This window comes from Roseibium sp. (genome assembly GCF_965233565.1).
In the GTDB taxonomy this organism is placed as follows: Bacteria; Pseudomonadota; Alphaproteobacteria; order Rhizobiales; family Stappiaceae; genus Roseibium.
In genome coordinates, this window is sequence record NZ_OZ247494.1 from 735,488 (window position 1) to 761,289 (window position 25,802).

General features: G+C 58.4%; 28 protein-coding genes. 17 read left to right on the plus strand and 11 right to left on the minus strand.

Annotation, left to right across the window (positions count from 1 at the left end; translation table 11 throughout):
* Positions 1-34: 34 nt before the first annotated feature.
* The 4 genes from ACO6TG_RS03530 (at position 35) to ACO6TG_RS03545 (ending at position 5,776) form a co-directional block, all read left to right on the plus strand.
* Complete coding sequence (locus ACO6TG_RS03530; RefSeq protein WP_422376888.1) at positions 35-2,119, plus strand: S9 family peptidase; 2,085 nt, start codon at positions 35-37, stop codon at positions 2,117-2,119.
* A gap of 124 nt (positions 2,120-2,243) precedes the next feature.
* Positions 2,244-3,836: an ABC transporter substrate-binding protein gene (locus ACO6TG_RS03535; RefSeq protein ID WP_422376889.1), complete on the plus strand. Its 1,593-nt coding sequence runs from the start codon at positions 2,244-2,246 to the stop codon at positions 3,834-3,836.
* Positions 3,837-4,118: 282 nt separating this feature from the next.
* A complete protein-coding gene (locus ACO6TG_RS03540) occupies positions 4,119-5,198 on the plus strand; it encodes a hypothetical protein (protein ID WP_422376890.1) in 1,080 nt (359 codons plus the stop codon).
* A 191-nt stretch (positions 5,199-5,389) separates the two neighbouring features.
* Positions 5,390-5,776, plus strand: coding sequence for a hypothetical protein (locus tag ACO6TG_RS03545; protein ID WP_422376891.1), 387 nt, complete (start codon positions 5,390-5,392; stop codon positions 5,774-5,776).
* Here ACO6TG_RS03545 and ACO6TG_RS03550 read toward each other — a convergent pair.
* Positions 5,773-6,693, minus strand: a complete 921-nt coding sequence (locus tag ACO6TG_RS03550) for a LysR family transcriptional regulator (protein WP_422376892.1) — start codon at positions 6,691-6,693, stop codon at positions 5,773-5,775. The two genes, ACO6TG_RS03545 and ACO6TG_RS03550, sit on opposite strands and share 4 nt — an antisense overlap.
* Before the next feature lie 98 nt (positions 6,694-6,791).
* Here ACO6TG_RS03550 and ACO6TG_RS03555 point away from each other — a divergent pair, with 98 nt between their 5' ends.
* From ACO6TG_RS03555 to ACO6TG_RS03565, 3 genes are read left to right on the plus strand one after another with little or no spacing between them, the layout of a single operon-like run.
* Complete coding sequence (locus tag ACO6TG_RS03555; RefSeq protein ID WP_422376893.1) at positions 6,792-7,100, plus strand: putative quinol monooxygenase; 309 nt, start codon at positions 6,792-6,794, stop codon at positions 7,098-7,100.
* A complete protein-coding gene (locus tag ACO6TG_RS03560; protein ID WP_422376894.1) occupies positions 7,093-7,326 on the plus strand; it encodes a DUF2798 domain-containing protein in 234 nt (77 codons plus the stop codon). The genes ACO6TG_RS03555 and ACO6TG_RS03560 overlap by 8 nt, the downstream gene beginning before the upstream one ends.
* Before the next feature lie 18 nt (positions 7,327-7,344).
* The gene (locus ACO6TG_RS03565; protein WP_422376895.1) at positions 7,345-7,722 is read left to right on the plus strand and encodes a RidA family protein; all 378 of its coding nucleotides are present in this window, start codon (positions 7,345-7,347) and stop codon (positions 7,720-7,722) included.
* 292 nt (positions 7,723-8,014) lie between these two features.
* Here ACO6TG_RS03565 and ACO6TG_RS03570 read toward each other — a convergent pair whose 3' ends face one another.
* The 4 genes from ACO6TG_RS03570 to ACO6TG_RS03585 form a co-directional block, all read right to left on the minus strand.
* A complete protein-coding gene (locus ACO6TG_RS03570) occupies positions 8,015-8,506 on the minus strand; it encodes a GNAT family N-acetyltransferase (protein WP_422376896.1) in 492 nt (163 codons plus the stop codon).
* A gap of 29 nt (positions 8,507-8,535) precedes the next feature.
* Complete coding sequence (locus ACO6TG_RS03575) at positions 8,536-9,468, minus strand: c-type cytochrome (protein WP_422376897.1); 933 nt, start codon at positions 9,466-9,468, stop codon at positions 8,536-8,538.
* A 55-nt stretch (positions 9,469-9,523) separates the two neighbouring features.
* Positions 9,524-9,985, minus strand: a complete 462-nt coding sequence (locus ACO6TG_RS03580) for a c-type cytochrome (protein WP_422376898.1) — start codon at positions 9,983-9,985, stop codon at positions 9,524-9,526.
* A gap of 201 nt (positions 9,986-10,186) precedes the next feature.
* Positions 10,187-10,786, minus strand: coding sequence for a superoxide dismutase (locus ACO6TG_RS03585; protein WP_422376899.1), 600 nt, complete (start codon positions 10,784-10,786; stop codon positions 10,187-10,189).
* Between the two features lie 294 nt (positions 10,787-11,080).
* Between ACO6TG_RS03585 and ACO6TG_RS03590 the strand changes: the two genes are divergently transcribed.
* Positions 11,081-11,461: a DUF1761 domain-containing protein gene (locus ACO6TG_RS03590; protein WP_422376900.1), complete on the plus strand. Its 381-nt coding sequence runs from the start codon at positions 11,081-11,083 to the stop codon at positions 11,459-11,461.
* Between the two features lie 70 nt (positions 11,462-11,531).
* Here ACO6TG_RS03590 and ACO6TG_RS03595 read toward each other — a convergent pair whose 3' ends face one another.
* Positions 11,532-12,308, minus strand: coding sequence for a substrate-binding periplasmic protein (locus ACO6TG_RS03595; protein WP_422376901.1), 777 nt, complete (start codon positions 12,306-12,308; stop codon positions 11,532-11,534).
* Between the two features lie 89 nt (positions 12,309-12,397).
* A complete protein-coding gene (locus tag ACO6TG_RS03600) occupies positions 12,398-13,099 on the minus strand; it encodes a substrate-binding periplasmic protein (protein WP_422376902.1) in 702 nt (233 codons plus the stop codon).
* 287 nt (positions 13,100-13,386) lie between these two features.
* On the opposite strand from ACO6TG_RS03600, the gene ACO6TG_RS03605 reads away from it, so the two are divergent.
* Positions 13,387-14,556, plus strand: a complete 1,170-nt coding sequence (locus ACO6TG_RS03605; RefSeq protein ID WP_422376903.1) for a YbfB/YjiJ family MFS transporter — start codon at positions 13,387-13,389, stop codon at positions 14,554-14,556.
* 24 nt (positions 14,557-14,580) lie between these two features.
* Here ACO6TG_RS03605 and ACO6TG_RS03610 read toward each other — a convergent pair whose 3' ends face one another.
* A complete protein-coding gene (locus ACO6TG_RS03610) occupies positions 14,581-15,438 on the minus strand; it encodes a branched-chain amino acid aminotransferase (RefSeq protein ID WP_422376904.1) in 858 nt (285 codons plus the stop codon).
* A gap of 324 nt (positions 15,439-15,762) precedes the next feature.
* Here ACO6TG_RS03610 and ACO6TG_RS03615 point away from each other — a divergent pair, with 324 nt between their 5' ends.
* Together ACO6TG_RS03615 and ACO6TG_RS03620 are read left to right on the plus strand one after the other, a co-directional pair.
* Positions 15,763-16,179, plus strand: coding sequence for a VOC family protein (locus ACO6TG_RS03615; protein WP_422376905.1), 417 nt, complete (start codon positions 15,763-15,765; stop codon positions 16,177-16,179).
* A gap of 112 nt (positions 16,180-16,291) precedes the next feature.
* Positions 16,292-16,954, plus strand: a complete 663-nt coding sequence (locus ACO6TG_RS03620; protein WP_094071260.1) for a haloacid dehalogenase type II — start codon at positions 16,292-16,294, stop codon at positions 16,952-16,954.
* A 95-nt stretch (positions 16,955-17,049) separates the two neighbouring features.
* On the opposite strand, the gene ACO6TG_RS03625 is transcribed toward ACO6TG_RS03620, so the two are convergent.
* Positions 17,050-17,727, minus strand: coding sequence for an outer membrane protein (locus tag ACO6TG_RS03625; RefSeq protein ID WP_422376906.1), 678 nt, complete (start codon positions 17,725-17,727; stop codon positions 17,050-17,052).
* A 269-nt stretch (positions 17,728-17,996) separates the two neighbouring features.
* On the opposite strand from ACO6TG_RS03625, the gene ACO6TG_RS03630 reads away from it, so the two are divergent.
* From ACO6TG_RS03630 to ACO6TG_RS03655, 6 genes are all read left to right on the plus strand, one after another.
* Positions 17,997-18,572, plus strand: coding sequence for a DUF2975 domain-containing protein (locus ACO6TG_RS03630; RefSeq protein WP_422376907.1), 576 nt, complete (start codon positions 17,997-17,999; stop codon positions 18,570-18,572).
* 7 nt (positions 18,573-18,579) lie between these two features.
* Positions 18,580-19,161 (plus strand): DUF2975 domain-containing protein, encoded by a 582-nt coding sequence (locus ACO6TG_RS03635; RefSeq protein ID WP_422376908.1) that lies wholly within the window; start codon positions 18,580-18,582, stop codon positions 19,159-19,161.
* 19 nt (positions 19,162-19,180) lie between these two features.
* Positions 19,181-19,762 (plus strand): DUF2975 domain-containing protein, encoded by a 582-nt coding sequence (locus ACO6TG_RS03640; RefSeq protein WP_422376909.1) that lies wholly within the window; start codon positions 19,181-19,183, stop codon positions 19,760-19,762.
* Between the two features lie 36 nt (positions 19,763-19,798).
* Positions 19,799-20,380 carry a DUF2975 domain-containing protein gene (locus ACO6TG_RS03645; protein WP_422376910.1) on the plus strand — a complete coding sequence of 194 codons (582 nt, stop codon included), beginning with the start codon at positions 19,799-19,801 and terminating at the stop codon, positions 20,378-20,380.
* A gap of 27 nt (positions 20,381-20,407) precedes the next feature.
* Positions 20,408-20,629 (plus strand): helix-turn-helix domain-containing protein, encoded by a 222-nt coding sequence (locus ACO6TG_RS03650; protein WP_422376911.1) that lies wholly within the window; start codon positions 20,408-20,410, stop codon positions 20,627-20,629.
* A 154-nt stretch (positions 20,630-20,783) separates the two neighbouring features.
* A complete protein-coding gene (locus ACO6TG_RS03655; RefSeq protein WP_422376912.1) occupies positions 20,784-21,095 on the plus strand; it encodes a hypothetical protein in 312 nt (103 codons plus the stop codon).
* A gap of 69 nt (positions 21,096-21,164) precedes the next feature.
* Here ACO6TG_RS03655 and scpA read toward each other — a convergent pair whose 3' ends face one another.
* Together scpA and ACO6TG_RS03665 are read right to left on the minus strand one after the other, a co-directional pair.
* The gene (scpA, locus tag ACO6TG_RS03660; RefSeq protein ID WP_422376913.1) at positions 21,165-23,330 is read right to left on the minus strand and encodes a methylmalonyl-CoA mutase; all 2,166 of its coding nucleotides are present in this window, start codon (positions 23,328-23,330) and stop codon (positions 21,165-21,167) included.
* Positions 23,330-25,339 (minus strand): methylmalonyl-CoA mutase family protein, encoded by a 2,010-nt coding sequence (locus ACO6TG_RS03665; protein WP_422376914.1) that lies wholly within the window; start codon positions 25,337-25,339, stop codon positions 23,330-23,332. Before ACO6TG_RS03665 ends, scpA begins: the two co-directional genes overlap by 1 nt.
* Positions 25,340-25,802 lie beyond the last annotated feature (463 nt).

Genomic DNA, 25,802 nt, shown 5'->3' on the forward strand with positions numbered 1-25,802 from the left:
GCCATCGCCCCGCAAAGCGCCTACCTCCCAGACCATGAAACAGGATGCTTTTCCCCCGCGCGCCGAAGCGCGCCCCGCCACCTTTGAAACCCATGGCATCAAGCGGCAGGACGATTATGCCTGGCTGCGCGCCGACAACTGGCAGGAGGTCATGCGTGACCCGTCAGTTCTCGACGCCGATATCCGTGCCTACCTGGAAGCGGAAAACGCCTACCAGGAAGCCCAGATGGCTCCGACCAATGCGCTTCAGGAGCAACTCTTTGCCGAGGCGCGCGGCCGCATCAAGGAAGATGACAGTTCCGTCCCCTCTCCGGATGGCCCTTACGCCTATGGCCTGAAATTCGAGACCGGTGGCCAGCAGCCGATCTTCTTCCGCACCCCGCGGGACGGCGGCAGGGAAACCATCCTCCTGAACGGCGACCAGGAAGCCGAAGGCAAGGCCTATTTCAAGTTTGGTGGGGTCAGCCAGGCGACCGGCCACAAGCTTCTGGCCTGGGCCTATGACGACAAGGGCTCGGAATATTACACGCTGCGCCTGCGCGATACCGAAACCGGCCAGGATCTCGATGACAAGATCGAGGACACGGGTGGCGGCGGTGTGTTTTCGTCAGACGACAAATATGTCTTCTACATCCGCCTGGACGCCAATCACCGGCCATCGAAGCTGTTCCGCCACGAAATCGGTACGGACCCGGCAAAGGACGCACTTGTCTTTGAGGAAAAGGATGCCGGCTTTTTCATGGGGGTCGGCAAGACCCAGTCGGGCGACACGATCATCATCGACATCCATGATCACGAAACCTCGGAAGTCTGGACCATCCCCGCGGATGAACCGACTGCCGCTCCAAAACTGATCGCGGCGCGCGAAACCGGAGTTGAATACTCCGTCGATGATCACGGCGATCAGTTCTATATCCTGACCAACGCGGGCGATGCGGAAGACTTCAAGATCGTCACTGCACCGAAATCGGATCCGGGCCGAGACAACTGGACCGACCTGGTCGCCCACAAGCCGGGCTGCCTGATCCTGTCCCATTGTGTCTTCAAGACCTTCATGACCCGGCTGGAGCGGGAGGACGGCCTGCCGCGCATCGTCATCCGCCGCCTGGCGGACAATGTCGAACACGAAATCGCCTTTGACGAAGAAGCCTATTCCCTCGGTCTCAGCGACGGTTATGAATTCGACACGACCACGATCCGCTTCACCTACTCGTCCATGACAACCCCGTCGCAGACCTTCGACTACAATGTCGAGACGCGGGAAAGAGTGTTGCGCAAGGAACAGGAAGTGCCGTCCGGACACGAGGCGTCCGACTATGTCACGCGCCGGCTGATGGCGCCTGCGCCGGACGGGGAAACCGTGCCGGTGTCGCTGCTCTATCACAAGGACACCAGGCTCGACGGCTCCGCGCCGCTGCTGCTCTATGGCTACGGCTCCTACGGCATCACCATTCCGGCCAGCTTCAACACCAACTGCCTGTCTCTGGTCAATCGCGGCTTTGTTTATGCGATTGCGCATATCCGCGGCGGCAAGGACAAGGGTTTCCGCTGGTACAAGGATGGCCGGCGCGAGCAAAAGAAGAACACGTTCACCGATTTCATCGCCGCCGCCGATCATCTGGTCTCGGAGAAATTCACAACTCATGACCGGATCGTCGCCCATGGTGGTTCGGCCGGCGGCATGCTGATGGGAGCGATCGCCAACATGGCACCGGACAAATTTGGCGGCATCATCGCCGAAGTGCCCTTCGTTGATGTCCTCGCCACCATGCTGGACGACACGCTGCCGCTGACACCGCCGGAATGGCCGGAATGGGGCAATCCGATTGCCGACAAGTCGGCCTATGACTACATCGGTTCCTATTCCCCTTATGACAATGTCGAGGCAAAGGACTATCCGGCCATTTTCGCGATCGCCGGCCTGACCGACCCGCGTGTCACCTACTGGGAACCGGCCAAATGGGTTGCCAAATTGCGGGCAACCAAGACCGGTGACAGCCTTCTGATGCTGACCACCAACATGGATGCCGGCCATGGCGGTGCTTCCGGACGGTTCGATCGTCTGAAGGAAGTCGCCCGCAACCAGGCCTTCGCCCTGATGGTGACCGGCAAGACCTGATCGCCTTTCATCACGCGTTTTTGAAAAGAGGACCGGGTCCGCGTGCGGGCCCGGTATTTCTTTTGCCCTGAAATGGCTTAGGCTGATTTCCAACCACAAAGTCAAAACCACCAATGGGGATGTCATGACCAAGTCATCACGCCGAGCCGGACATGTTGCTGCAGGTTTTACACTCGCAGCTGCCCTGCTCTCTTCCGTTTCCGTCGCCTCTGCCGCCGAATTGCGCTGGTCGTCGCCGACCGACCCGCAGACGATGGACCCTCACGCCGTCAGCTCCGCGCCGGTGCTGGGCTTTCTGAACAATGTTTATGAAGGTCTTGTGCGGCGCGACAAGAACATGGCCATTGAAGGATCTCTGGCGGAAAGCTGGGAACCGCTTGGCGAAGACGGCTGGCGCTTCAAATTGCGTGAAGGCGTCAAGTTCCACGACGGCGCCGATTTCACGGCAGAAGACGTGCTGTTTTCCTATGAACGGGCTTCCTCGGAAGCGTCCGACGTCAGTTCCTGGTTTGCGCCGGTAAAGGAAGTCAAGATCGTGGACGACTATACCGTCGACTTCCTGACCCATGCGCCCAACCCGATCTTTCCCGATTCCATCGCCAACTTCATGATCCTGGACAAGGGCTGGGCTGAAGCGAATGGTGCGGAATTGCCGGCGAGAGACACGGAAACCTACGCCACCTTGAACACCAACGGCACCGGTCCCTTCAAGCTGGCGTCGCGCGAACCGGGTGTGGAAACCGTGCTGGAACCCTTCGACGGCTGGTGGGACGAGAAACAGCACAATCTGACAAAGGCAACGTTCCTGCCGATCGCCAACCCGGCAACTGCGGTTTCCGGCCTGCTCAGCGGTCAGGTGGACCTGATTGAACCGGTTCCGGTCCAGGATGTCAGCCGCATCGAAGATCAGGACGGTCTCACCCTGCACCGGGGCATCGAGGCTCGGGTGATCATGCTCGGCTTTGCCCATGGCCACGACGCCCTGAAATATTCCAAGGAAACGGCCGACAAGAACCCGTTTCAGGACGTGAAGGTGCGCACCGCCGTGCAAAAGGCGATCAATGCGGAAGCGCTTGTCGACAAGATCATGCGCGGCAATGCGGAAGTCGCCAGCCAGCTGGTCAGCCCGCAGATGAAAGGTTATAGCGCTGCTGCTTCCGAGCGCATTGGCTATGATCCGGAAGGCGCCAAGGCACTGCTGGCGGAAGCCGGTTATCCGGACGGATTTTCATTCGGCCTCAAATGCCCGAACGACCGCTACATAAACGACGAAGCCCTGTGCAAGGCCATGGCGGCCCTTCTGACCCAGTCCGGCATGAAAGCCAACCTGAATGCCATGCCAGTCAGGACGTATTGGCCGGAGCTGCGCGCGGGCAATTTCGACATGTATCTGCTTGGCTGGTCGCCCGGCACCTTCGACGCGGAGCACCCGGTCCGCTTCCTGGTCACCACCAAGAATGACGAGAAGAAGCTCGGCAGCTGGAACTTTGGTGGCTACTCCAACGCCCGGGTCGATGAACTCCTGCCGCAGATCCAGCGCGAAATCGATCCGGAAAAACGCCAGGCCATGCTGGAGGAAGTCGCGACAATTGTCCGCGACGACGTGGTTTATGTGCCCTTGCACATTCAGCCGCTGCTGTGGGGGTCAAAATCGAATATCGACCTGACACAGCGTGCGGACAATTTCCTGATGCTGCGTTGGGTGACGGTGAATTAAGCCCTCCCCGAGTACAAATCATGAAGAATCGGCGCTTCCGGCGCCGATTTTTTTATCTCGGTAGATTTCGCTAGATTTTTTCAAATATATCTTCGCTGGTGTTTTTCGTTTTCAGAAATTTCCTGATTTTTGTATCTGTCCTTTTTTCTTCGAACCGAAATATTTCCAATAGTTCATGAAACAAAGTTAAATTGATCGCACCACCTCTGCTCACCAACTCTAGGGCTCCGGACGAAACAAAATTTCAACCGGGCGCAACTTTCGAATTGGAGAGGAGACAACATGACCAAGCATCAAGTATTCGGCAACAGCACCCGCATCGACCTGGACACCCTGCTGGACATCGACCTGGAAACCGGCACGACATCGTCCCAAAATACGCCCCCCCCTGTACTGCATCTTACGGATCAAGACGGCGACCTTTACATCGCTCCAGTCGCCTCATCCTCCCAGAACCAGGACCTTGCACCGCCGGGTGACGGCGCCACCAACGATCTGCCGTTCCTGAACCTCGACCCCTATGATCTCGACGGCAAGGGGAACCTGCCCGGTGGTGAACTGGAAAAAGGCGCACAGGGCGGCATCAGTGCCCAGGTTGATTCTTCAAATGCTGCCGGAGAACAGCAATTGGGTTTCGGCCTTGAGATGATGGATTATACCTTCCGCACCTCGGAGGGAACGCTGGACATCATGACGCTGGCGGAGGAACGGGCGACCGAAATCAAGTCCAGTTTCTACAATGGCCAGGAAGTCCCCGTCGAATATCAGAGCGGCCTCATGCATGAGTTTGAGGGCAATTTCTACGACAACCAATTCAGACAGCTTTACATCGAAATGGCCTCCGAGGTCGGCACCACGATCCAGGCTGAAACCTTCAACGAACATGGCGACCCGGTCCTGACGGCCTTCGGCCAGGAGCAGATGCTTGAAATCTACGGCGAAGCGTTCGACTACGGGATTGAAGAATTCGAGATGGTCTTCGAATTGGCTGTCGAGATTCAACTGAACGATTTCGGTCAGTACGAAATGACCATGTCGGTTCTGTTCGAGGGTGAAATCGTCTACCTGAACGGCGCCGAACGGGCCTATCATTTTGAGTACGAAACGCCGTTCCCGTTCTACTTTTCCAGCCTCGACGAGATCGAGATCGGCGACCTGCCGCAAGGCTTTTACGAAGAAATTGCCCGGTTTGCGGCCGGCATGGGCGATGCCTGGGACGCGGTCGGAACGATCAGCGACCACCTGGAAGCCGTCTTGCTGCAGCTTCAGGAAGACGGCCACTACCAGCCGTGGGAAGATGCCGGCCAGGGACTGGAGAACCCCTTCGACTTCAATCTGCCCAATATCGATCCGTTTGCCTGACCCGGTCTGGCCGCTCCGGGAGCCGGCCGTCCACTGGCACTATCGGTCCCCCTTCCCGTCCCTCGCGCGCAAGTGCGGGGGGCTTCGTTTTCGTGACTTGATTTTGCCCCTGTCTTCGGCTCATCTGACGCAAAAGCAAATCAGTTTCTGAGATGGCCGCCAGTCGGCCGCCGCGATCACTGGAGCCCAGAATGCCCGTTTCGACACGCCTTGCCCGCCCCGACAGCTCCGGATTGAAGGCACGCCTGCGTGTCGTGGCAACACTGTCAGCGGCCCTTCTGATGGCCGGCTGCCAATCACAGTTTCAGCAGCCCTCGGATCTGCTGTTCGCGCCGACCTTCTCCAAAACCCGGCAGAACATTCCCTATACCTACAACACGCCCTACGATTGCCGGACATTCACCGGCAGCGGCTGGAAGGGCATTGCCAGCGGCAAGGTCAACAATTTCGACCAGAATTACCTGATTTCGCAGGCCGGCTGTTTCAAGACCCAGCAGGAATGCGAAGCCTGGATCTTCTACATGCGCGGCTATATCGACATCCCGCGTTTCATGCGCTGCAACACCTACACCGCCTAAAGCCGGGGGCCGCTCTCTGGCACCTCTCCGCGGAAGATCGGTCGTTCACTCAGATAGTCGGCGATGTAATCTCGCAGGCACTTTGCGCGGGCACTTAACAAGCGGCCTGTCGGCCAGACAGCGAAGATATCCCGCCTTTGGCCCTGCCACCCTGGCAGCACCGGAACAAGCCGGCCGGTTTGCAGGTCCGCCGACAATTCGCTGACGGGCAACAGAGCCAGTCCATGGCCGTCTGCGGCCAGTTGCCGGGCCAGGCCGATATCGTCGACCGTGATCCTGGCAGAGATGGGTATTCTTGCCCGCTCCCCGCTCGTTGTGTTCTGCAGCAGCCATTCCGGCAAGGCAGCCACGCGGATCTGGGCGTGGGATTCGATCTCTGCCGGATTGGTCGGCGTACCAGCCTGGTTGAGATAACCGGGTGACGCCACAAGGATCGTCGCAACGGTACCAAGGCGTTGCTGATACAGGCGTTCATCCGTTTGCGGTCCGGCGCGCAAGGCCAGATCCACCTGGTTGGCCAGAAGATCCTGGTTCTCGTTGCTCAGTGTCAGCGTCAGGCGGATGTCCGGATATTCCTTCAGAAAACCGGACCACATCGGCTGCAGGATACCAACGGAAATGTTGGTCGGGGCTGCCGCCTTCAGGCTGCCCTGCAAGGCACTCATATCGGTGTCCAGGCTGCGAAGCGTTGCCTCCGCGTGCTGCACCAGATCCGCAAAGGCCTCGAAATAGGCCTGCCCTGCCGATGTCAGGGCAAATTTGCGCGCCGACCGGTGAACAAGTTGCGCTCCGATCCGCTCTTCGAGCTTGCGCAAACGACGGGTAACGGTTGCCGGCGGCAGCCCGACCCGATCCGCCGCCGCCTTCAGGCTGCGCAGCTGGGCAATCTGAACAAACAGGGCAACATCATCCAACATGATTTCATTTTCTCAATTTAAACTCTCATTTACGCATATAGATTTTGAAAAATGAAATCAATATGTCTGTCTTGCACTCACACGCAAGGGAGATTGAAATGACCCGATATTTCATCAGTGCAGGCATTGAACTTCAGGACGGTGCGGACTTGAGGGAAACCGAAGCCGGACTGCGTGACCTGGCGTTACAGACACAGACTGAACCGGACTGCCATCTGTTCGAGATCAGGCAAAACCGGAAGGATCCGCGTAAATTCACTTTGTGGGAAAGCTGGACCGACAAGAAAGCACTGGAAGCCCATTTTGAAATGCCACACACAAAGGCGTTCCTTGCGCGCAACCTGACCAAAGTCAACTACATCGAGGAACTGTCAGAGATCGGTGCGCTTGAAGCAGCCGATGCCTGACCAGGTCCTGAAAACCCGGCTGATTGCAGCCCTGCTGATGTCATTCAGCCTGTCTTTGCTCATGTCCTGCTGGGTGACCTTCATCAATCTGGGCCTGACGGAAGCCTTTGTCGCTCAGTGGATGAAAGCCTTTCAGCTGGCCTGGCCAGCGGCTGCCCTCATCGCCTTTTTCCTCGGACCTGCTGTCCAGAAGGCAACAGCCTTCCTGGTCCAGCGTCTTTCCTGATCTTCAAAAGGAAGCAAGATGCCTGTCTCCAGACAGAATTTCGAACAGCTCGGCCTGCCGGTCGGGCCCTATACCCATGCCGTCGTCCATGGCGATACGCTCTATACGTCAGGCTTTACCGCCTTTGGCACGGATGCCCAGCCACTTGATGCCAAGGCACAGACCGCGGCCGTGCTCGATCAGCTTGAGGTCATTGCCGAACAGTACGAGCGTTCCTTGCGCGATCTGGTCAAGGTAACGGTCTTTGTCTGCGATCCCGCAGATATTCCCGGCATCCGGACCGCGCTGACGGAGCGCTATGGTGATGCCATTCCCGCCAGCTCGCTGGTCATGGTTTCCGGCCTGTTCGCGCCGGAGCTCCGTGTCGAGATCGAGGCCCTGATTGCCTTACAGTGAGCTTGCTCCCCGGCCCCACAGGCGCTGACAGACTGATTGCACCCGAGAACGGGTCGCAAATGCCGGGCAGTTCGGCAATTGAATTCATCCTTTGTTGAGGCTGGTTGAAAACTTGCGGGACATTGCAAGAAAACGTGATGTCCCGCGCCTGTTCCGGAATACACCCACGCCACAACCTGTGTTAGATTGGATTCGATTAAAAAGATAACTGTGCACGGGCAATGCGACCCAAAAAATAAAAAACAACAACTGACCACCTGCTTGCGGGTGGTTTTGTTTGAAGTGCGCCTGATCAGCTTACAATGCGTTTTCTGAAGAACACGGTCTCAGCGATGGGCGTGTCATAATAGGCATCGACCTTCTCAAATCCCGCCGCTCTGTAGAGTTTGATTGCACCCGTCATGGTCGGCAACGTGTCGAGCAGCATTTCGCAGTAGCCTGCTGTTTCCGCAGCTTCCAGAACAGTCGAAACAAGCCCGGCGCCGACCCCGCGCCCCCGCCCTTCCGGCAGAACGTAAAGCCGCTTCATCTCGCAGGCACCGGCGTCGCCGAACGGGCGCAGTGCCACGCAGCCCAGAACCGTGCCGATCCCATCCTTGGCCAGAAAAAGCCCGCCCGCCGGCGGCGCATATTTGCCGGGCAGTCCGGCCAGCTCTTCCTCGAAGCCCTGATAGCTGAGATCGATTGCCAGCCAGTCGACATAGGCCCGGAACAGGGACCGGATGGTCTCCAGATCCTCCGCCCGGTCGACCTGGCAAATGGAAAACGTCGGCGAACCGGTCATGTGGCAGCTAAATCCAAATGCGCTTGATCTCAGTTATTGGCAGGGTCGACAGCCGGGATGGCTTTCAGATAGGCAGCGATTGCCTCGCGGTCGCTTGCCGGCAGCCGCGCCATGTTTTCCTGAACATGCACCATCTCACCACCAAAGGAATCATAGTCCGGGGTGAAACCGCTCTCCAGATAATAGGCAATATCGGCTGCGCTCCAGCTGCCAAAACCACCTTCAACCGGAGTGATGTCCGGAATACGCCCCTCTCCTGTGGGCGCCGGCGCCCCTCCGAGCCAGCTGCCGAGGATCAACCCGCCGGCGAAGTCACGCGGCGTATGACATTCACCGCAGTGGCCTGGACCTTCAACCAGGTAACGACCCCGCGCCCAGAGGGCCGGGTCGACTTCCGGAGCCCCGACCGGTGAAGCTACGACCGGATCTGGATCCAGGAACATGCGCTTCCACAAGCCGAGACCACGTCTGATGTTGAAGGGAAAACCGAGTTCATGATCGGCTGCCTTGCCCGAGACGGCCGGCACGGTTTTCAGAAAGGCATAAAGATCGCCAAGGTCTTCGCCGCTCATTCGGGCATAGGACGTATAGGGAAAGGACGGATAGAGGTTCTGTCCGTCCGGCGAGGTGCCATGGGTCATGGCGTTGGCAAAATCAATGAGCGACCAGGCACCGATACCATCTGCCTCGCTGGCAGAGATGTTCGGGGCCACGAAAGTGCCAAAGGGCGTTTCCAGCCGGAGCCCGCCGCCCAGCTCCAGAAGTGCATCTCCTTCTGCGCCCTTGGCCGCATGGCAGGAGGCGCAGCCCCCTGCCCAGAACACCAGCTCACCCTTTTCAGGATCACCGGATTTCAAGGCCGATGCCTGAGTGTCAGACATGCGCGTCGGTGCAGAGAGGACCCAGCCGGCACCGGCGGCGATCACGCCGAACAGAATGAGGACTATGATCGCCTTTTTCAAAGGACCTCTCCAGGTTTCATACCGAAATCACCGGAAAGTCGGGACTGACTTCCGGTCAGTTCTTCTTACGGTACGTCTCGTGACAGGATTTGCAAGTGCCGAAGACAGGACCCATGGCAGCTTTGAATGCATCCAGGTCGGCAGGGCCGGATTTACCGGACGCTTCCATGGCCTTGCTCGCAGCATCCGCAAACTTGGCAAGTTCGGCGGAGAAACCGTCTGCGTTTTCCCAGATCGCCGGGGCTGCACCCGTGTTGCCCTGGTCGGAGCCGGCCGGAAAGAAGTCCCCGAAGGTCGCGGCGGCCGCGTTCATGGTTGCGATTGCGGCCTTGCCGGCAGCTGGGTTGTAGTCGATCTCGCCCTTCATCATGCCGCCGCCAAGTCCGGCTGCCGCGCCAACCGACGCCATGACGGCTTGCCGGGCTGCAACGGGATCATCAGCGGCCTGGGCCGTGAAACCGGCAAAACCAAGACCTGCGGCCAAACCGATCACTGCAATCTTCTGAAAAATGCGCATGTAGTTCTCCCTCTCGCAAACAAGGCGATCAAAGGCGCGTCGCGTCATCGCACCAAGGGGAGTACAGCGCATTTGCCTGCGGCGCGCTAAATCACGGTCCCGTGAACACGCCCGCTAAAATGTAACAAGATGTATGCCCGGATATGAAAAGGCCCCGGTTCGTCTGAACCGGGGCCCCTGATTTCGCGAATGCCGGAAACGTTATTTTGCGGCTTCGTACATCTCCAGGACGTAGTCCCAGTTGATCATGTTGTCGATGAAAGCTTCCAGATACTTCGGACGCGCGTTGCGGTAGTCGATGTAGTAGGAGTGCTCCCAGACGTCGCAGCCGAGGATCGGCGCCGCGCCGTGAACCAGCGGATTTTCACCGTTCGGCGTTTTCATGATTTCAAGCTTGCCGTCCTTGACCGCCAGCCAGGCCCAACCGGAGCCGAACTGACCGATACCGGCGGCAATGAAATCGGCGCGGAACTTGTCGTAACCACCCAGATCGCTGTCGATCGCAGAGGCCAGGGCTCCCGGCAGCGACGTGCCGCCGCCGTCCTTCTTCATCCACTTCCAGAAATGGATGTGGTTATAGTGCTGACCGGCATTGTTGAACAGCGGCGCGTTCTTGCCGTAGCTCTCCTTGACGATCTCTTCCAGAGACTTGCCTTCCAGGCCACTGCCGGCGAGCAGCTCGTTGCCTTTGGTGACATAGGCCTGATGGTGCTTGTCGTGGTGAAACTCAAGCGTCTCGGCAGACATGTAGGGTGCCAACGCGTCATAGGCATACGGCAGGTCAGGCAATTCGAAAGACATGACAATCTCCTCAATGGGTCTGGGACCGGCGGCCGGGCAAAACACCCAAACAGACCGCGTCGAGCGGCAAAATAGGATCGCCAAGGCCGGTCGGCAAGCGGCGATCTTCAAAATAAAGAAATTTTTTTCTTTTCAAAACACACCTTCGACGGAAAGCGGGGCAATTGACCTGTGCGCCCCCCTCTTTCCCTGACCTTGGCTGCAAGCAGACAGTAAACTAAACCATTTGGTTGACTATTATCCGCTTCATCGGTACATTTCCTGAGGTTGGACAACAGCAAGCCGGGGGAAAAGATGGAATTCGACTCTGTAAACTGGATAGCCGTGATCGTGGGGGCCATTGCCGCGTTTTTGTTCGGTTGGCTCGTTTATTCGCCCTTGCTGTTTTTCAAGACCTGGGCAGAAGGCTCCGGTGTTGAACTGACGCCGGACAGCAAACCTCCGATGGGGGCCATGCTCGCACAAATTGTCGGTTTGCTTTTTCTGGCCACCGTGATCGGGGTTACGGCAACCCACGATGCCCTGTTAACCGCCCTTCTCGCCATTCTGGCCGCAGCGAGCCTGACGGCGTCAAATGGCGGTTTCAGCGGCAAGTCGACGGCCGCCATCGCCATTGACGCCGGCTATATTATCGGGGCCGGTATACTCATGATCGTGGCACAGGCCCTGATTTGAGGTAGAACGTACCTGTCGGCACCTCGCCAGGATCGCGGCGGGAGAATCTTGCCGTGATCCCTTGCCGGTTTCAGCCGCCAGTCGCAGATCCCTGCCGGATGTCCTGATCTCCGTCGATGCTCTCAGCCGTTAGATCCTTGTCGGGCATTTGACTGTTGAAGATCTGGCGCGCCGCCCGTCCGGCAGCAGAGTTTTCAAAACAGACATAAAGGCCATGCTGAACCAGGAGCTTGTCGTGAAACTCGAGCTCTTTGGCAACCTTGGCCACAACTTTCATTTTTGACTTCAGATACTCGAAGACCAGACGATCGATGACGATGGCATCGGTCCGCTGCGCTGCGACCTGTAGAATATTCTGCGTGTCATCTTCCGCAAGCTGGGCGGTGATCTCACCCGCTGCAATCATATGATCCAGACGGTCTTCGTTCACATATCCGCGCACCACGCCGATGACATAGTCTTTCAGGTCTTCATGGCTGGACCAGGTAAAATCCGACTTCCGCCGCTTCAGGAAGCCGACGGGGCTGACGCCGAAGGATTTGGAGAACAGGCAACGGTCGCCGCCCTTTTCCGCGTCGATGTCCTCTGAATAGTATTCCGGGTAAACACCAATCCACTCAGGATCATCGGCGGCCAGCTTGATGGCCCGGTTCCAGGGAAACACCTGGTGTTCCATGTCGACGCCGCCCCTGGCAAAGATCTCGCGCACTGTATCCGTGTTCGGTCCCGATCCGTCCTCAAGAACGTAGGGCGGCCAGTTGAGCGTCGTCAGCTTCAGTTTTTCCGCCGACGCAGCCGGAAAAACTGCAAGGACTGCAGTAAAAACGCTCGCTAGAACCGTACGCATGAATGCCTCTTGCGAGACAGGCCCGCTGTCAGGCCTGCCATTGCCCCTTCGGGTGGAGACCGCCCTGTCAGGGCGTCTCCGCTATTAGCTTACAGGGCAGAATTGAATTTGTCGCGTGCCGCCCGGCCCGCGTCGCTGTTCTCGAAACAGATGTACAGACCGTGTTCAATCAAAAGGGTGTCGTTGAAAGTCAGATCACCCGCGACTTTGCCAACCGCCGGATCGTTTTGTGCCAGATGCTCAAACACGAGCTTGTCGATCACGCCGGCGGCGGCGCGCTTGCCGGCCACTTTCAGAATGTTTTGAGCATCGTCATCGGCTTCCTCGACCTTGATGTCGCCGGCCGCCACCATCGCATCAAACTTTTCCTCGTTGTTGTAGCCGCGCACAACACCGATGGAATAAGCCTTCAGGTCGTCATGACTGCTCCAGGTAAAGTCGGAGTCCTTGCGCTGGATAAATCCAACGGGGCTGACACCGAACGACTTGGAAAACAGGCAGCGGTCGCCCCCTTTCTCAACATCGCTGGCTTCTGAATAATATTCCGGATAGACACCGATCCAGGCCGGATCCTTCTGCGCCAGGTTGATCGCCCGGTTCCAGGGAAAGACTTGTACTTCCGCCGAAACACCCGCCTTTTCGAAAGTCGATTTGACCGCATCGGTACTGGGGCCGCTGGCATCTGCCGTCACATAGGGCGGCCATTCCAGAGTTGTCAGTTTCACGGTTTCAGCGGCAGCCGGTCCGGCAAAGGCCGCCAGAATCGCCGTAGCAGTAAGGAGATGACGCATGTCTCTATCCTGTCCGTTTTTTTTGAATACTCCAAGGGCAGCACAAAGTATCAATCAGGAATGAACAACTGCTTTCTCTTCAACTTCCGTAAATACGACAAGATTAAACGTCAAACACCATCGTAAATAACCGCAATAGATCGAAACTAAGAAGAAAGTCAAAATTATTTAACCGGCAAACCATCGGACGCGGACGCCGAAAATGACAATTCCCCGGAAAGATGGCATTTTGCCCGGGAACCACGTCCCGCCCCGCCACACCTCCCATCGCGATCCGGAACCCAAACATGACGACACCTGCCCGATCCCCGGTCGCGCTCGCCTTTGGCGGTCTTCTGGCCCTTGCTGCAGCCATGGGCATCGGCCGCTTTGTCTATACCCCGATCCTGCCTTTCATGAGCGAGGGCCTGGGTTTGCCGGCAGATGATGCAGGCCTGATCGCCTCGGCGAACTTTCTGGGTTATCTCGCAGGTGCCTTGCTGGGCGCGTCCAGGTTCCTGCCCGGCAGCCCCCGCTTCTGGTTTTTAAGCGGTCTTGCCGTCAGCGCACTGACCAGTGCCGCTATGGCCGCAACCACCGCCCTGCCGGCCTTTCTCCTGATCCGGTTCATCAGCGGTATCGCCAGCGCCTTTGTGCTCGTGTTTTCAACAAGCCTGATCCTCGAACGCCTCGCATCGTCAGGCCGCGCCAGCCTGTCTGCCCTGCATTTTGCAGGTGTTGGATGCGGCATTGCCTTTTCTGCCCTGCTGGTCGCAGCCCTGGCACATCTTTCCGCCGATTGGAAGCTTCTCTGGCTGGCGAGCGGCAGCGTCACGCTGGTCTTTTTCCTTCTTGCCGCCTGGCTGGTGCCAGCTGACAACACCCGGAGAGCTGGCTCAGCGGAAAACGGGGACAAGCCAGCTGCCTCGCCCTTTTCCAGCGGCAGCAGGGTGCGTCTGATCCTGGCATACGGTCTTTTCGGCTTCGGCTACGTGATCACGGCGACATTCGTGAACGCCATTGCCCGTGCCACGCCCGCTCTGCAGCCGACGGAGCCCTTTGTCTGGCTGACGGTCGGGTTATGCGCGGCGCCGTCCATTTACGTCTGGAACAGGATTGCGGGGCGTCTTGGCACCCGGAAGGCCTTCGCTGTGGCCTGCGTTCTGGAGGCGGGCGGTGTGGCGTTGACGGCCGTCACGCTGCAACCCGTGCTGTTCCTGCTCGGCGCAGGCCTGCTCGGAGGCACATTCATGGGCATCACCGCCCTTGGGCTGATGGAGGCGCGGCGCGAAGCGAGCGACGGCGGTGCCGCCGCCATCCGTCGGATGCTCGCCGTGCTGACGGCAAGCTTCGGGCTGGGGCAGATGGCGGGTCCCTGGTTTGCCGGACAATTGCATCACGCCACGGGATCCTTCTCGGCAGCCTCGCTTGCGGCTGCGGCCTCCTTGATGGTCGCCGCAGCCCTCGTTGCCCGGTAACCGGTTCAACGCTCCAGCACGTTATCAGGCGTGCGAGAATTCCCAGTAGAGTTCGCGCGCCCGTGCCGCAATCGGACCCGGCTGGAGGTCACGCTCCTCGATACGCTTGACCGGCGTCACCTTGTTATAGTTGCCGGTGGAGAAGATCTCGTCCGCTTCCAGGAATTCGCCATAATCCATGGTGCGCTCAAAGACGTCATAACCGGCGCTCTTCAGCAGCTGGATGACCCGTTGGCGGGTGATCCCGTTCAGGAAGGTGCCGTTCGGCGCCGGCGTATGCACCTTTCCCTCCTTGGCCATGAAGATATTGGCCGAGGTCAGTTCCGCGACATTGCCAAGCATGTCGCGCACCACCGCATTGTCAAAGCCGCGGCCCTTGGCTTCCACCATGGCCCGGGCGTTGTTGGGATAAAGACAGCCAGCCTTGGCATTGACCGGCATGCATTCCATCGTCGGGCGGCGGAACGGTGACAGCGTAATGCTCATCGCCGCGTCCCTGGGCGCCATTGGCGCGTCGAACAGGCACAGGCAGAAACGGGTGCTCTCCGGGTCGCCGACAATCACGCCAGGACCGTCCCCCTCTACCCAGTACATGGGTTTGACGTAGATCTGCTGGTCGCTCTTGAACTTGGCACAGCCCTCTCGCGTCAGCTCAGCCATTTCCCCCACCTGCATCGTTGGCTTCAGCCCGAGTGCAAGCGCGCTGTCATTCACCCGCTGGCAATGCAGATCGATATCGGGCAAGACCCCTTCGAAAAACCGGGCGCCGTCAAACACACTCGATCCGAGCCAGGAAGCGTGAGTACGCGGCCCCATGATCGGCGGATTTCCCTCGTGCCATGCCCCGTCAATCCAGGTCCAGGTGTCGCTCCATCCGCTCATGTCTCTTCCCTTTTTGCCGCTGATTTGCTGGTCTTGCGCCGACACAACACCGCCCGCCGTTCAAGGTCAATAGCTTACCGCAGAATTCCAGAAAGTTGCCGGTTTTCTTCGTCCTTCCAGCCGAGATCGAGAAGAAATTATTCCCACTACGCCTGTTTCCGAATACAATTTTCCACTTCCCAGCAACTCTTCTACGCGCAACCGCGCAGGCTTTCGGGGACACCGACAACGCGGCCTGCAAGCAACCGGCAATTGACATTCCCCTCCAAATGTTCTCTTTATGTTCCAACCTGAAAGGCAGATACGATGCAGCAGCGAATTTCAATGACCACGCTCGTGGTTGACGACGTTTCCGAAGCAAGGCGCTTTTTCGAGGATGGTCTCGGCTGGCAGGTCAATGCCGCCCCTTCCCCGGAAGTCGTGTTTTTCCAGGTGCTCGGCGGTGTGTTTGCACTATACGGCCGGCAGGCTCTGGAACAGGAAATCGGCAGGGACGTTACCGGTGACAGAACAGGGGCTGTCACACTTGCCTGGAACACGGCGACTGCAGACGAAGTCGATACGGCGTTTCAGGAGGCGCTCGCGGCCGGTGCAAAACCTGTCAAACAGCCGGAAAAAGCCTTCTGGGGCGGCTATTCCTCCTATGTCGAGATCCCGGGCGGTCATTTACTGGAGATTGCGCACAACCCCTTCTGGACGCTCGGTCCCGACGGCTCTGTCACTTTGCCGCCTGCCCAATGAGACCGTAAAAATTGCCCTTGCGACTTTTGTCGCAGATGCCAGTGCTTGACGCAGCTGCTCCCAGCCTGTTCTCTTCCGCGGTTCCCGCAGAATGGCTTGGAGAGTTTGAAAGATGGCACATGCCGCGTTTGTGTTCGATGCCTATGGCACCTTGTTCGATGTGCATGCCGCCGTCAGAAAACACGCTGAAAAACTTGGGCCGGACGCCCAGAGGCTGTCCTCGCTCTGGCGTGAGAAGCAGCTGGAATATTCCTGGGTTCGTGCCCTGATGGGGCGCTATCAGGATTTCTGGGAACTGACGCAACAGGGACTGGATACCGCGTTTGCGCTTGTCCCGAGCGCGGACAAGTCGCTGCGTGACGATCTGCTCAGCGCTTATTGGGAGCTCGATTGCTACCCGGAAGTTCCGGAAGTTCTGACCGCTCTAAAGGCCACGGGCGCCAAGATCACGATCCTGTCCAATGGATCGCCAGCCATGCTGGAAGCCGCTGCCAAGGCCTCAGGCCTGACCGAGCTCTTCGACGAGATTTTTTCGGTTGATGAACTGAAGACTTTCAAGACCGACCCGCGCACATACGAAATGGTGACCACCCATTTCCGCATCTATCCGGAAGAGGTCTCTTTCCAGTCATCCAATCGCTGGGACGTTGCAGGGGCCACCGCCTTTGGCTTCCGCACCGTGTGGATGAACCGCACAGGCATGCCGGACGAATATGCAGACCTTGCCCCCAAGGCCGTTCTGGCCGACCTGACCGGGCTGGCCGCACTTAGCTGAACCGCCCGAAAAGGGAGTGTTTTGAAAAGCACCCGCGCCCAGTGGGATCAGACGCGGGTGCCTTGGGTTGCCTGACGGTCACGTCCGGCAACAACTCAGAACGAGCGGGAGACGCCGATCATCAGTCGGTGATTGGCGGACGTGCGTTTGACGTTGGCACCGCCATAACGCGCCGTGTCGTCGATGATACCCGTGACAGAATAGTCCGCCCGGATGTGCCACTCTTCGGTCACGGCCACTTCCAGGCCGCCGCCGAAAACCGGTCCGATCGACACAGAATTCTTCTCGGTCCCGTTGGCTTTCAGGCTGTGCTCCGTTGCTGCGATACCGAGGCTGAGATAGGGCATGAAATTATTGATCGGCAGACCGGCCCGCGCCTTGGCGCTGACAGTCCATTTCGCGCCGGTTTCAACGGTTCCGAGCGTCGGATGGCGGCCCTTCTCGCGGCCGCCGAGATAGGTTGCACCACCCTCAACGCCCAGAACGAAGCGCGAGACTTCCCAGTTGTAGCCACCGAACAGACCGAACGCCGCGTCGACCCGTGACAGGTCTTTCGAGCGCCCTCCGGACTTGACGTCGGTCACGGTCTGGGAAATGCCCGTCTCGAAACCGAGATAGGGCCCGGCCCAAAGCGAATGCGGTGCCGGAGACTGAAAGACCGGCTCCTGATAGGGGTCGAGATCCGCCGCGTAGGCGCCGGAGATCAGCACGAACAGCAAAGCACACAGAATAAGCGGTTCGAGCACCCAGTGACTGCGCAGAATGCGCCGCACAATTCCCTGTTTTGTCCTCGGGCGGTTGGAACCGGTCCGCTCACGAGCAGGAAAATCATAATTGGCAAAAGAACTTACCATCAGTGAACTCACTTCATTTATGACATTTTCAACGCAACACAAACTTGATTTTTTATTGTGAAACGATAATTTGCAAAATGCCTGCATTAATTTTTTTGTCAACCACTTTGTTTTGCGCTTGCAAAAAAACTGGCTTCGGAGTAGTCAGCGCGATGGGCACTCAGCGAAAAAGATTGCGTGAGACACCGATGAGCAGCTTGGAACTGGAACGACACAGCCGACTTGGCAGGATCCGCCGTCTTGCCGGGATTATGAAATGGGCCGCGGCTGTGGTGATCGCGCTCCTGGTGCTCGCGGGCGTTTTCCTGGTGGCTGCCCTGATCTGGCCGGAACCTTTTGGAGCGGAGACCGAAACCATCGACTTTGGCACGCTTGAGCGCCCCATTGGCGAGCTGCCCCTGCTGCAACGGCTCGGTCTGGCAGCGCTCACCGGCGTTGCCTTTCTGCTGCTGACGGGAGCCTTCTGGCACGTCCACCGGATATTTGCGCAGTTTCAAAAGACCGACTTCTTCTCGCCCCTGACGCTTTCAACCGTCTTCACCTTCGGCATCTGGCTCATCGCATTCGGGCTCCTCGACGCTGCCAATGACCCGATCAGTTCATTGCTGGCGTCCATCGATCTGCCGGAGGGGCAGCGGATCATCGAAACGGAAATCACGGGCGGCGAGATCTTTTTCATAGTGCTCGGCACCTTGATGTTGCTGTTTGGCTGGATCCTGCGTGAAGCGGCCGTGATCGCGGACGAAAACAAGCAGTTCGTTTGAGGTCCCGATGACACAGAGCAACACCGCCACCAGGAAAAAACAGCTGAGACGGATCCAGCTAACGTCAATGATCATGAAATGGACGAGCGCCGTGATGCTCGCCGTTCTGCTCGTTTTCGCGGCCGTTGTCGTGATTGGCGCCGCCTTGCCGAAAGATCAGATGCTTTTGGCGGATGAAGTGATTTACTTTGAAGAGAGTGAACGCCTGCTCGCAGACGTGCCCCAAACGCAGCGAATTGCCCTCTCCTTTCTGAACGCGTTTTCCTTTGCCATGCTGATTGGCGCGGCCTGGAATGTGCACCAGATCTTTCGGGGATTTCAGAATGCTGACTTTTTTGCTCCAAGAACGCTATCCAAAATCAGCGCGTTCGGCCTGTGTCTGATCGTATTTGCCGTCTTCGAGCTCCTTGGCCAGCCGGTCGCGTCTTTCGTCATCACCTATGACTACCCTCCGGCCGACCGCAGTTACGACATCGAGTGCGATGGCGGAGAGGTCTTTTTCTTCATTCTGGGCACCTTGATGTTGTTGTTCGGCTGGATCCTGCGTGAAGCGGCCCTGATCGCGGATGAAAACCGCCAGTTCGTATGAGACCTTTGGAGTTACCCGCATGACCGTTTCAGAAACCGCGGATAGAGAACGGCGCCTCACCCGCATTCGCCGGGTCTCGGGCATCATGAAATGGGTGGTGACCGTTGTTTTGGCAGTGATCTTCATCTTTGGCGTTTTCGTGACCGTTGGCATTGCCTTGCCGAACGACTTCATGTTCGCGGCTGACGAAACACTCGACGTGGCGGATGTAGAACGCACCTTTGGTGAGGTTCCCCATCTCCAGCGCGTCGGCATCGCTGCCCTGGCAGCGATAGCCTTCACGCTGCTCATGATTGCGGGCTGGAACATCCGCCAGGTCTTCAAGCGGTTTCAGCAGATGGAGTTCTTCTCACCCAAAACGCTTGCCAATGTGATTGCGTTCGGCACCTGGCTGATCGCCTTTGCCGTGTTCGACCTGATCAGCGATCCCCTGGGGTCCTTCATCCTGACCTTTGACCTGCCCCCGGGCGAGCGCCAGGTCGATATCACGCTGGATGGTGGTGAAATCTTCTTCCTGATTCTCGGTGCCTTGATGCTTCTGTTTGGCTGGATCCTGAGGGAAGCCGCTTTGATCGCCGATGAAAACCGGCAATTTGTCTGAAGACCGTAGGCATGGGAACAGTCTCGTGAGGTGGGTATGACAACCATGGAAGCAGAACTGAGAGACAAACGGCTGCGCCGCATTCGGGGCTGCGCCGGCTTTGTAAAATGGCTTCTGACCCTGAGCGCCATTGCGCTGCCGATCATGGGTCTGGGCCTGTTTGTTTCAGTCCTTTTTCCAACCTGGCCTTCCATCAACGGCGAAGAATCGATTGTAGTTGGAGACATTGAACGCAGCTTCCTGCACATGTCGTTCCTGCAGCGTGCCTTGCTGTCACTGCTGGTCGCCATTTCGTTCTTCCTGCTCATGAACGCGCTTTGGAGCCTGCGTATGTTGTGTGCCCGCCTCCAGAACATGGACTTCTTTTCAGCCAACACGCTGAAACGGCTGATCATGGCGGGTGTCTGGCTGATTTCCTACGCCTTTTTTGATGTCGCCAGCGACCCTGTCGCGGCCCTCATAACAACAATGGACTATCCGGAGGCACAAAGGATAGTTGACGTAACGGTCGATGGCGGTGAAGTATCCTGCCTGATTCTTGGGGCTCTCATGCTGGTGCTTGGATGGATCCTGCGCGAGGCCGCCCTGCTCGCAGAAGAAAACAGACAAATAATATAGCGACAGCGCGCCGGGGACCCAACCACCATGCCGATCATCATTGAACTGGATGTAATGCTCGCCCGCCGCAAGATGCGCTCGAAAGAGCTTGCAGAACGCATCGGCATCACCGAGCAGAACGTGTCGTTGCTCAAGTCAGGCAAGGTCAAGGGTGTGCGTTTCGAAACCCTGGAAAAGATCTGCGATGTGCTGGACTGCCAGCCTGGCGACATTCTGATTTACGAAGCCGATGGATCCGGCGAAGAATGACCTAACCCCTTCACGTTCCTAATCCTTACCCCGATAGCTAAAATCAGATTCAAACCTGCATAGCCGGCTCAAACCTTCCAAAAGTTTCCTGCGTTAATAGTCGCCCTCGGTAAATTCTACACTGATTGTAATTCGGATCACCGAGGGCCGTAACGTGCATATGAAAGACGCCAATACCGGTAAACGAACGGTCCCCGCGACGCGGGCACGTCTTCGCGCCGGCAAACTCAGGACCCTGTCGCAGGACCTCATTGGTCCCTGCACACTTTATGATCTCAAGAACGGCAACACGGGATTGATCCTGCCCGGCGATGCTGCCGACCTCCCCGACACTTTTTACATCGAGGACGAGGGAGACATGTGCCTTGGATTGGCTCACGTCCAGCAGCGCGCACGGCCCCATATCGAGATTGCGTATCTTGAGACGCCGGCACCGCTACACACACTGACCAAGCGCTCTGCCTGAGAGCGCCCGGCAAACCTCATGAAATGAATAAAGTCGGCACGTGACGCCTAAGCGCCACGGCCCTTTTCGTCATTCCGCAGCTTCTGCCGACCCGTAGCCGAGTTGTTCGTTCAGCTTGCCGACCAGTCCGATCGCGGCTTCCGCGATCACGGTGCCCGGCGGGAAGATGGCAGCGGCACCGGAGTTGTAAAGCTCGTCATAGTCCTGCGGCGGCACCACACCGCCCACCACGATCATGATGTCTTCCCGCCCCTCATCAGCCAATGCCTTCTTGAGCGCCGGCACCAGCGTCAGGTGACCGGCGGCAAGTGACGAAACCCCGACAACGTGGACGTCGTTTTCCACAGCCTGACGGGCGGCTTCTTCCGGTGTCTGGAACAAGGGTCCGATATCGACGTCGAAGCCGAGGTCGGCAAAGGCCGATGCGATCACCTTCTGGCCGCGGTCATGCCCATCCTGGCCCATCTTGGCAACGAGAATGCGCGGACGGCGTCCGTCATTGTCCTCGAAGCGTTCCACCAGTTTCTGCACTTTTTCGATCGTGTCGGACATGGCACCGGCCTCTCGTTTGTAGACCCCGGCAATCGACTTGATCTCGGCTTTGTGCCGGTCGAAGACCTTCTCCATCGCGAGCGAGATTTCGCCGACGGTTGCCTTCGCCCGGGCGGCCTTTACGGACAGGTCAAGAAGATTGCCTTCGCCGGAAGACGCGCAGTGTGTGAGGGCATCCAGCGCGGCCTGGGTTTCGGTTTCATTGCGCTCGGCCCGCAGCCGCTGCAACTTGTCGATCTGGGCGGCCCGCACCTGGGCATTGTCCACCTTCAGAACGTCGATCGCCTGTTCACTCTCCGGCTTGAACTTGTTGACGCCGACGACGGTCTGGGCGCCGCTGTCGATCCGGGCCTGGGTCATGGCCGCGGCCTCTTCGATGCGCAGCTTCGGGATACCCTTTTCGATGGCCTTGGCCATGCCGCCGAGTTCCTCGACCTCGCGGATATGCGCCATGGCCTTTTCGGCGAGATCGGCTGTCAGCTTCTCGACATAATAGGATCCGCCCCACGGGTCGATCACCCCGGTCGTGCCGCTTTCCTGCTGCAGGAACAACTGCGTGTTGCGGGCGATCCGGGCAGAGAAATCCGTCGGTAGCGCCAGCGCCTCGTCGAGTGCGTTGGTGTGCAGTGACTGGGTATGTCCCTGTGTTGCCGCCATCGCTTCCACACAGGTGCGGATCACATTGTTGAAGACATCCTGGGCGGTCAGCGACCAGCCCGATGTCTGCGAGTGGGTCCGCAGCGACAGGGATTTCGGATTTTTCGGCTGGAAGTTCTCTTCCATCAGCGTCGCCCAGATGAGGCGTGCGGCGCGCAGTTTGGCGACTTCCATGAAGAAATTCATGCCGATCGCCCAGAAGAATGACAACCGCGGTGCAAACTGGTCGATATCCATGCCGGCGGCTACGCCTGCGCGGGCATATTCGATGCCGTCGGCGATCGTATAGGCAAGTTCCAGATCCGCTGTCGCCCCGGCTTCCTGCATGTGATAGCCGGAAATCGAGATCGAGTTGAATCGCGGCATGTTCTGCGAGGTGTACTTGAAGATGTCCGAGATGATCCGCATCGAAGGTTGCGGCGGATAGATATAGGTGTTGCGGACCATGAACTCCTTCAGAATGTCATTCTGAATGGTGCCCGACAGGTCCTTCTGGGCGACGCCCTGCTCTTCGGCCGCGACTATGTAAAGCGCCAGCACAGGAAGAACAGCCCCGTTCATGGTCATGGAGACACTCATCTTGTCCAGCGGAATGCCGGAAAAGAGCGTGCGCATGTCATAAATGGAATCGATTGCGACGCCGGCCATGCCGACATCACCGGCCACACGGGGATGATCGCTGTCATAACCGCGGTGGGTGGCCAGGTCGAAGGCCACTGAAAGCCCCTTCTGACCGGCCGCCAGATTGCGCCGGTAGAAGGCATTGGAGTCCTCTGCCGTCGAGAACCCTGCATATTGGCGCACGGTCCAGGGTTGCTGGACATACATAGTCGGATAGGGTCCGCGCATGAAGGGTGGCAATCCGGGCCAGGTGTTCAGGTGTTTCAGGCCGTCGAGATCGGCAGCGCCATACACCGGCGGCACATCTATGCCTTCCGGTGTTTCCCAGGCAGCCTTGTCGCCCCGCTCGGCTTTCGGCAACCGGTTTTGAAACGGTGTTTTTGCAAAATTCGGGATCCGACTCATTACTGGACCTCCAGATCTGACAGCTCGGCGCCGTAGCACGCCTCCAACAAGTCATGGGCGTTGCCAAGCAGCTCCAGGAGATCGCATCCTGCAAACAGGAAGGCGCCGATCCCGGCCGCGCGATACGTTTCTTCCTGCTCTCCCGGTCGCCCAGCAAGATAAAGATGACGGGCTCCGGCCGTCTTCAGTGCCTCGGCAACGGACCCTGCCTTTTCTGTATAGACATCATCGGATGACACGAGACAGGCCAAGACCGCACCGCTATTGCGGAACGCCGTGATCAGGTCGTCCATCGTATCATACACCTCCTGGCCAACCGGCTGGAAACCACCGGCGGCAAAAGCATTCGCCGTCCAGGTGCCACGCGCGGTGAATTGCGGCAGACTGCCGAGCGTTGCTAGAAAGATTTTCGGTTCGACCGCGTTCTGCGCCTCGAATGCCTCTGCCCGGGTGCGAAGCTTCTCGAAGGGCTCGGACAACCGCGCGCCGCCGAGCGCAGGATAGCTCGTGTCGCGCGGCAGCTGATCGAGGCGCATGCCAAGATCCTGCATCGGCCGCCCCTCCAGGGCCAGTTTCCGGAGAGCCGCAAAGCGTTCTCCGTTGCCAGGCTCAGGCAGGTCCGCGGGCGGCGATGCCAGACCGGCCAGTTCCGGCGCGGGCTGTTCCAGCACCGCAACGCCGGTTTCCTTCAGATCCGGGAACTCGCTGACCCCCGTGATCGGACGTTTGCGGCGGGCGACATCCTTGTCCCGATCTTTGCGCGATGCCTCGATGCGGGTGTGCACAACACCTTCGTGAAGCGCCTTCATCAGACCACCTGCTGCTTCGATTTCCTGAAACAGTCCCCACGCCCCTTCGCAAAGTGCATCCGTTCGGGCTTCGATCGCTCCCGAACCGGCAGCCGGGTCCGTAACCTTCGCCAGATTGCTCTCTTCCAGCAGGATGGATTGTGTGTTGCGGGCAAGCCGGCGGGCAAAGCCATCCGGCAGTCCAACGGCCAGCGTGTGCGGCAACACGCAGATGCTGTCGGCACCGCCCACACCTGCCGCGAAGACGGCCACCGTGTTGCGGAGCAGGTTCACCCAGGGATCGCGCCGGGTCAGCATTCTATAAGAGGTGCTCATGTGAAGCGGCACGGCGGCTTGTGGCAGGCCCGCTTCCGCCAGCACGCTGGACCATAACGCGCGCAAGGCCCTGGCTTTGGCGATCGTACCGATCTGATCTGCATCGGCGATCAGGCTGAACGAAATCTTCCGGGCCCAGGCGTCCGGCGCGAGCCCGGTGCCTTCCAGCATTCTGAGATGTTCGGTCGCAGAGGCCAGAACAAGTGCAAGTTCTTGCGCTGGCGTCGCGCCGGCCTCATGCCAGATCCGCCCCTCCGCCTTCATCATGCGCAGCGGGCTACCGAGCTGATCCGCGGAAACAATCGCATCCCGGAAATGCCGGAAGGCCTGCTCCATATCCGCAAGGGCAACCCCATTTGCCGCAATCCAGCCATAGGGGTCGAAACCGGCAGTAATTTTCACCTTTGCCGGGTCGATCTGATGTTTTTCCAGATAAGCCAGGAGAAGTGCCAGAACCTCGATGTTTTCCCGCCCGGCTTCGAAGCGCAGATCGATCAACTCCAGTTGCACGTCCGCCAGCAACGTCTCCAGACCGGCAAGATCCTCGATCCGGATGCCATGGCCATAGGCGGCCGAAGCACCGGAGAACACCAGATCAAGCCCGCTGGCACCACCAGTCAGGTCTTCCAGAAGTTGAGCATTTGCATCCCCGACGTCGGGAATGTCGATCCGCTGCACAAGCGACCAGTCTCCCTGACCCTGCCGCAGCTGGCGGGCAGGACCGTCCTGTCGACGCGCATAAAGCGGAGCGATCTGGGCCCCGTCTTCCGTCGTTCCGAAGAGCTTCTGCCGCGACGCCCCCTTGAGCGCCTTGTCGACGGCACTCCACCAGGCATCTTCCTCCGCGGTGTAAAAATGATCAGGACCGGTAAAACTGTTGGGCATGGATATTGTCTCCCTGTGCCCGTTTTAGTCCCTGCCCGCAAAGCTTGGCAACTCAGCAGAAAGGGTAAGGTTTTCGAGCGGAGCAGCCCTTCACGCGACGCGCGCCTCGCCAGGTCCGGAAAGAATCAAAACGGCCTATACTTAATTTGGAACGCAAAATAATCAGCAACTGCTCAATAAGCACGCCTAACAACGACAAATCAACAATACTGACCTATTCCAGGCCCGCCAAACAGAGCGTGTTTTGTTGTAATTTGCCAAATTTTTGGCGGAATAAGCTAAATTTGCCAGTTTTCCCTATTGGTACGATCATCAATTGTATTGTAGCGTATGAGTGCTGACGCATGGGAATTTCTACCCTCATAAGAAATGCGCGGCAAACGACTCCGGCAATGACCTGAAAGGGTTATCGCGGGAAGCGGTTTCACCCATCAGCGGCTGTCCCGGCGTCCGTCGGAACAGA